Here is a 6,447-nt window from a genome sequence, read left to right on the forward strand (position 1 = left end):
AGTGGGCATCTTCGTCGGCAACTGAGGGCGCATCATAGCTCAGCCAGCGTTTGCGATTGTGGTTGAACAACCGGGCCCCGCCGCCGAATTCAAGACGAACAAAAAGCGGCGCCCTCAAGGCGCCGCTGGCAATGACTCAGGCCTCAAGCAGGCAGCGGCTGCTCGATCAAATGCCCTTGTTCAATGCGGATATGCCGAGGGTGGAAACGCTTGAGGCTGCTGCGGTGGCCGACACTGACCACGCTCAAGCCCGGCAGTTGATCGATCAAGGCCTGGTACAGCGTCGCCTCGTCCTCCTCATCCATGGCTGAAGTGGCCTCGTCCATGTACAGCCACTGCGGTGCATAGAGCAGGGCCCGGGCAAAAGCCAGACGCTGCTGCTCGCCCGGCGACAACATGCGCTGCCAGTGATTGCTTTCGTCCAGGCGCGCGACCAGGTGCGGCAAGCGGCAGGTCTCCAGGACTTGCACATAACGCTCATGGGCATAGGTGTCGCCCGCCTGTGGATAACTCAACGCCTCACGCAGGCTGCCAATGGGTAGATAGGGCTTTTGCGGGAGGAACAGATAACGCTGGTCGGGCATGCGAATCGCGCCATGGCCGGCAGGCCACAGCCGTCCCATCGCCCGCAGCAAGGTGCTCTTGCCGCTGCCGGAGCGCCCGCTGAGCATCAGTCGCTCGCCCTGGGCCACGGTCATCTCGGCACCGGCCAACAGGTGCCGGCCGTCCGCCAGGTCCAGACCCAGGTCGTGCACCTGCAGGGCCTCGCCCTGGTTCTGCACGTCAATCGCCGGCAGGCGTTCCTCGTTGTCGCTCATGGCCTGGCGGAAACTAAGCAGACGGTCGCAAGTGGCGCGCCAGGCTGCCAGTTCCGAGTAAGCACTGATGAACCAGCTGAAGTTCTCTTGCACGTTGCCGAACGCCGAGTTGATTTGCATCAGCTCGCCCAGTTCGATCTTGCCAGCGAAGTAACGGGGCGCGGCGACGATAAACGGGAAGATGATCGCAATCTGGCCGTAACCGGCGGTGAAGAAGGTCAGGCGCTTGGAGACCTTCATGATGTCCCAGAAGTTGTGCCAGACCTTGCCGAAGCGGCTGCTCAGGCGCTGGTTCTCATTCTTCTCGCCGTTGTACAGGGCGATGCTCTCGGCGTTTTCGCGGATACGCACCATGGAGAACCGCAGGTCGGCTTCAAAGCGTTGTTGTTGGTTGTTGAGACCGATCAAACGCCGGCCAATCAGGTGCGTCAGCCAACTGCCCACCACCGCGTACACCAGGGCGCACCAGAACATGTAGCCGGGGATGGTGTAGCCGAACACTTCGATGCTGCCGGACACGCCCCAGAGAATGATCGAGAACGACACCAGGCTGACCACGGTGCGGATCAGGCCCAGGCCCAGTGACAAGGTGCTGCTGGTAAAGCTGTTGAGGTCTTCGGAAATCCGCTGGTCCGGGTTATCGGTGTAACCGCCCTGCTCCAGCTGATAGTAATTCTTGTGCCCCAGCCAACGGGCAAAGTGATTCTCCGTGAGCCAGGCCCGCCAGCGAATGGTCAGCATCTGGGTCAGGTACAAGCGATAGACCGCGCCGAGGATCGCCACGGCGGCGATGCCGCAGAAGTACAGGATCAACTGCCAGAACGCCGCTTCGTCCTTCTTCTGCAAGGCGTTGTAGAAATCCTTGTACCAACTGTTGATCCACACCGAGATGGCCACGCTGAACAGCGACAGGCCGATCACCGCAATCAACAGCAACCAGGCCTTGCCCTTCTCTTCGCTGCGCCAGTAAGGCGTGGTCATTGCCCAGACCCGGCGGAAAAAAGCACCGCGCACCGTATCGTTGACCGCAGAGTATTCAGCGTTCTGATTCATCGTTCAGGCTCGGTTGGGATGGGAAAAAGTATGAGGCCGATCATAGTAGATCGGCCCACTTCTTCACGATGCCCGGCGCACTTTCGTTCAGTCGCGGTTCAGCGACGAACCGGCCGTTTCTGCAATTTGCGCTGCAAGGTGCGGCGATGCATGCCCAGGGCCCGGGCAGTGGCGGAGATATTGCCTTCGTGCTCAGTCAGCACGCGCTGGATGTGTTCCCACTGCAGGCGGTCCACCGACATGGGGTTTTCCGGCACCAGGGTGTCGAGGTCAGCGTGCTCGGAAAGCAGCGCGGCCAGCACATCGTCCGCGTCCGCCGGCTTGCACAGGTAGTTGCAGGCACCGCGCTTGATCGCCTCCACGGCGGTGGCGATGCTCGAATAACCGGTGAGGATGAGCACGCGCATTTCCGGGTCGAGTTCCAACAGCTTGGGCAGCAGCACCAGGCCGGAATCGCCGTCCATTTTCAGGTCCAAGGCCGCGTAGTCCGGCAGGTCCTGCTGGGCGATAAGCAGGCCTTCCTCGGCGGAGCCGGCGGTGCTGACACGAAACCCCCGGCGACTCATGGCCCTTGCCATCACGCGGGTGAAGGTGGCGTCGTCGTCCACCAGCAGCAAATGCGGCAGTTCTTCGCCTTCGACTTGGATCTCGTCACTCATGTTGCTCTCCTGGGGCGACACGGGGCAGACGCAGCTCGGTGAGCGTACCGCCTTCCTCATGACTGTAGAGTTTCACTGAGCCGCCGGCGCGGGTCACGCTGGCCTTGCTCAAAAACAGGCCGAGGCCGAAACCTTTGCCCTTGGTGGTAAAAAACGGTTTGCCAATCTGCTCGGCGATGGCCAAGGGTACGCCGGGACCGTGGTCACGAATACTGATGGTGAGGTTTTCTTCATCCCAGCCCAACTGCACCTCCAGCCCTTCGGGGCAGGCATCGGCGGCATTGTTCAGCAGGTTGAGCAGGGCTTGGGTCAGGTCCGGCGGTGGCGCCAGGCGCGGCACCTTGCCCTGGCCCAGCAGCAGGAAGCGATAACTGGCTTCCGGGCGCATCAGGTGCCAGCGGTTCAGCGCTTCATCCAGCCACACGGTGACGTCCTGCACCTCCACCGCCAAACGGCGATTGGCCTCGGCGGCGCGCACCAGTTGCTGGAGGGTTTGCTTGCACAGTTTGACCTGGTCCTGAAGCACCTTCAGGTCGTCCTGCAGCAATGGGTCGAGGTGGTCCTGGCTCATTTCATTGAGCAGCACACTCATGGTCGCCAAAGGCGTACCCAGTTCGTGGGCGGCACCGGCGGCCTGGGTGGCCACGGCCAGCAATTGCTGATCGCGCAGGCCCTCTTCGCGGCGGATGGCGCGCAGCTCCTCCTGGCGACGCAACTCCTCGGCCATGCGCGCGGCAAAGAAGGTGATCACGGCGGCGGCCAGGGCAAAGCTCAGCCACATGCCGTAGATCTGCATCTTCTCCCGAGCCACGGGGAAGGTCTCCAACGGGTAGAACTGCATCAGCAGCAAGGTGTAGAGGGTCAGGGCGATGCCCGACAGCACCACTGAAAAACGCCAGGGCAAGGTCACGGCGGCGATGGTCAGCGGCACTAGGTAATAGGAGACGAAGGGGTTGGTCGAACCGCCGGAGAAATACAGCAAGGCACTGTGGATAAACAGGTCACAGGCCAGTTGCAGGGCATATTCCAGCTCTGTCACCGGCCACGAGGTGCGCAGGCGAATGGCCGTGAAGGCACACAGGACCATGGAAAACACCAGGGTCACCGCCAGTTGCAGCCAGGGTAACGGCAGCAGGTCGAACCAGTAGGCGAGCCCCACCGAACCGGCTTGAGCGGCCAGGACCAAGGTTCGGATAAACGTCAGGCGCCAGAGGTTCTGACGGGTGGCGGACAACAACTGTACGGGGGCGAGCATGAGCTCTCCTGATGAGCGCTCCAGGCGAATCCGCGCAAGTATAACCAAGGCGCACCTTGCACAGGCAGAACTGCGGCAAAGCGTCACAGAAAAACAGTTGCAAGCTGCACGCATTGAGCTAAAAGCGTAAGTGTTCTCAACGTGCAGCCGGCCGTTTGAAACTTGCCGCTGCCCCACATTGTCTGAAGGATTCACGCAGGCTCTGACCTTATCCTGCGGACCGCACTCAAGGAGTTTCAATGCACCATTCCAGTCGCAGCGCCGCCCTTCTCGCCCTCAGCCTCAGCGCCCTCGCCAGCCTGCCGGCCGTGGCCGCCGATGAGCTTCACTACAACCAGATTGCCCTGCGCGCCGAAGTCAGCCAGGAAGTGGCACGCGACCTGATGATCGTCACCCTGTACACCGAGTCGCAAAATGCCGACCCGGCCAAGCTTGCGGCAGAAATCAGCACCACCATGAACAAGGCCCTGGGCCAGGCACGCCAGGTCAAGGACATCGCCCTGCGCCAGGGCAGCCGCAACAGCTATCCGATCTACGATGGCAAAGGCCAGAAGATCACCGGCTGGCGCGAGCGTGCCGAACTGCGCCTGGAAAGTTCGGACTTCGCCGCCCTGTCGAAGCTGACCGGTGAACTGCTGGGCGACCTGAAAATGTCCGGCATGAACTTCGCCATCGCCGACCCGACCCGCAAGGCCAGCGAAGATGCCTTGCTCAAGGACGCGGTCAACGCCTTCAAGGCCCGTGCTCAACTGGCCACCGAAGCGCTGGGCGGCAAGGGCTACAAGATCGTCAACCTGAACTTCAACAGCAACGGTTATCCACAGCCTTACGAGCGGGCTCCGATGATGATGAAAGCCGCCAGCATGGACTCAGCGCCGGTGACCCCGGATGTCGAGGCCGGCACCAGCCAGGTCAGCATGAGCGCAGATGGTTCGATTGAAGTGCTGATGCCGTAAAGGTTCCAAGTCCCCCCGAAACGGCGGTAACCTCGGTCACCGCCGTTTTTGTTTCGGCCGTCTAGTGCGGCCCTCTAAGGGGAATCCATGGAAAGAATCACGTTCAAACCCTGGCTGCTCGCCGCCGGCCTGCTGGCCTGTGCGCCCATGGCGCAGGCCGCATCGACCCTGGTCTATTGCTCGGAAGCCAGCCCGGCCGGCTTCGACCCCAGCCAGTACACCAGCGGCACCGACTTCGATGCCTCGGCCGAAACCGTGTTCAACCGCCTGACCCAGTTCAAGCGTGGTGGCAGCGAAGTCGAGCCCGGCCTGGCCACCTCCTGGGACGTGTCCAAGGACGGCCTGAGCTACACCTTCCACCTGCGCCAGGGTGTGAAGTTTCACAGCACCGACTACTTCAAGCCCAGCCGCGAATTCAACGCCGACGACGTGGTGTTCACGTTCCAGCGTCTGCTGGACCCGCAAAGCCCGTTCCGCCAGGCGTACCCGTCCGAGTCGCCGTACTTCACCGACATGGGCCTGAACACCACGATCAAGAGCGTCGATAAAGTCGACGAACACAGCGTGCGTTTCAGCCTGAACAACGTCGATGCCGCGTTTATCCAGAACCTGGCCATGAGCTTCGCCTCGATCCACTCCGCCGAATACGCTGCCCAGTTGCTCAAGCAGGGCAAGGCCGCAGACATCAACCAGAAGCCGATCGGCACCGGCCCCTTTGTGTTCAAGCGTTACCAGAAGGACGCGCAGATCCGCTACAGCGCCAACCCGGACTATTGGAAACCCGAGGACGTGAAGATCGACAACCTGATCTTCGCCATCACCCCAGATGCCGCCGCGCGCTTGCAGAAGCTCAAGGCCGGCGAATGCCAGGTCAGTGGCTACCCACGCCCGGCCGACATTGAAGTGATGGAGAAAGACCCCAACCTGACGGTGCTCAAGCAGCCGGGCTTCAACCTGGGTTTTCTCGCCTACAACGTGACCCACGCGCCGCTGGATCAGCTCAAGGTGCGGCAGGCCCTGGACATGGCCATCGACAAGCCGGCCATTATCAAGGCGGTGTACCAGAGCGCCGGGCAGTTGGCACAGAACGCCCTGCCACCGGGCCAGTGGTCATTCGACCCGAGCATCAAGGACGCGCCCCACGATCCGGAAAAGGCCAAGGCCCTGCTCAAGGAAGCCGGTGTAGCGCCCGGCACCACCCTCAACCTGTGGGCCATGACCGTGCAGCGCGCCTCCAACCCCAACGCGCGCATGTCGGCCCAGATGATCCAGCAGGACTGGGCCAAGATCGGGATCAAGGCCAACATCGTCAGCTATGAATGGGGCGAGTACATCAAGCGCGCCAAGAACGGCGAGCACGACGTGATGATCTACGGCTGGACCGGTGACAACGGTGACCCAGACAACTGGCTGGGCGTGCTCTACAGCTGCGGCGCGGTCAAAGGCAGCAACTACGCCAAATGGTGTGACCCGGCCTACGATCAACTGATACAGAAGGCCAAAGTCAGCAACGACCGTGATGAGCGAACCAAGCTCTACCAGCAGGCTCAGCAGATTCTCAAGCAGCAAGTGCCAATCACGCCGATTGCCAACTCCACGGTATTCCAGCCTCTGCGCAAAGAGGTTCAGGACTTCAAGATCAGCCCGTTCGGCCTCACGCCCTTCTACGGCGTCAGCCTGAAAAAGTAACACTCAAGCCCCAACCG

Annotated in this window: 5 protein-coding genes; 2 read left to right on the top strand and 3 right to left on the bottom strand. The window is 61.6% G+C overall.

Annotated elements, in window-relative coordinates; all coding sequences use genetic code 11:
- Nucleotides 1-143: 143 nt before the first annotated feature.
- The 3 genes from M1B35_RS20315 to M1B35_RS20325 form a co-directional block, all read right to left on the bottom strand.
- A complete protein-coding gene (locus M1B35_RS20315; protein ID WP_123337230.1) occupies nucleotides 144-1,871 on the bottom strand; it encodes an ABC transporter ATP-binding protein/permease in 1,728 nt (575 codons plus the stop codon).
- Nucleotides 1,872-1,969: 98 nt separating this feature from the next.
- Nucleotides 1,970-2,530: a response regulator transcription factor gene (locus tag M1B35_RS20320; RefSeq protein ID WP_123337232.1), complete on the bottom strand. Its 561-nt coding sequence runs from the start codon at nucleotides 2,528-2,530 to the stop codon at nucleotides 1,970-1,972.
- Entirely contained in the window at nucleotides 2,523-3,785 is a 1,263-nt protein-coding gene (locus M1B35_RS20325) for an ATP-binding protein (RefSeq protein WP_268262877.1), read from the bottom strand. Before M1B35_RS20325 ends, M1B35_RS20320 begins: the two co-directional genes overlap by 8 nt.
- A gap of 239 nt (nucleotides 3,786-4,024) precedes the next feature.
- Here M1B35_RS20325 and M1B35_RS20330 point away from each other — a divergent pair, with 239 nt between their 5' ends.
- Both M1B35_RS20330 and M1B35_RS20335 read left to right on the top strand, forming a co-directional pair.
- Nucleotides 4,025-4,741, top strand: coding sequence for an SIMPL domain-containing protein (locus M1B35_RS20330; protein WP_123337236.1), 717 nt, complete (start codon nucleotides 4,025-4,027; stop codon nucleotides 4,739-4,741).
- A gap of 87 nt (nucleotides 4,742-4,828) precedes the next feature.
- On the top strand, nucleotides 4,829-6,430 hold the full coding sequence (locus M1B35_RS20335) for an ABC transporter substrate-binding protein (protein WP_268262878.1): 1,602 nt from the start codon (nucleotides 4,829-4,831) through the stop codon (nucleotides 6,428-6,430).
- The last annotated feature ends 17 nt before the right edge of the window (nucleotides 6,431-6,447 follow it).

Origin of the sequence: Pseudomonas morbosilactucae, from assembly GCF_023241665.1 — a bacterium.
In the GTDB taxonomy this organism is placed as follows: domain Bacteria; phylum Pseudomonadota; class Gammaproteobacteria; order Pseudomonadales; family Pseudomonadaceae; genus Aquipseudomonas; species Aquipseudomonas morbosilactucae.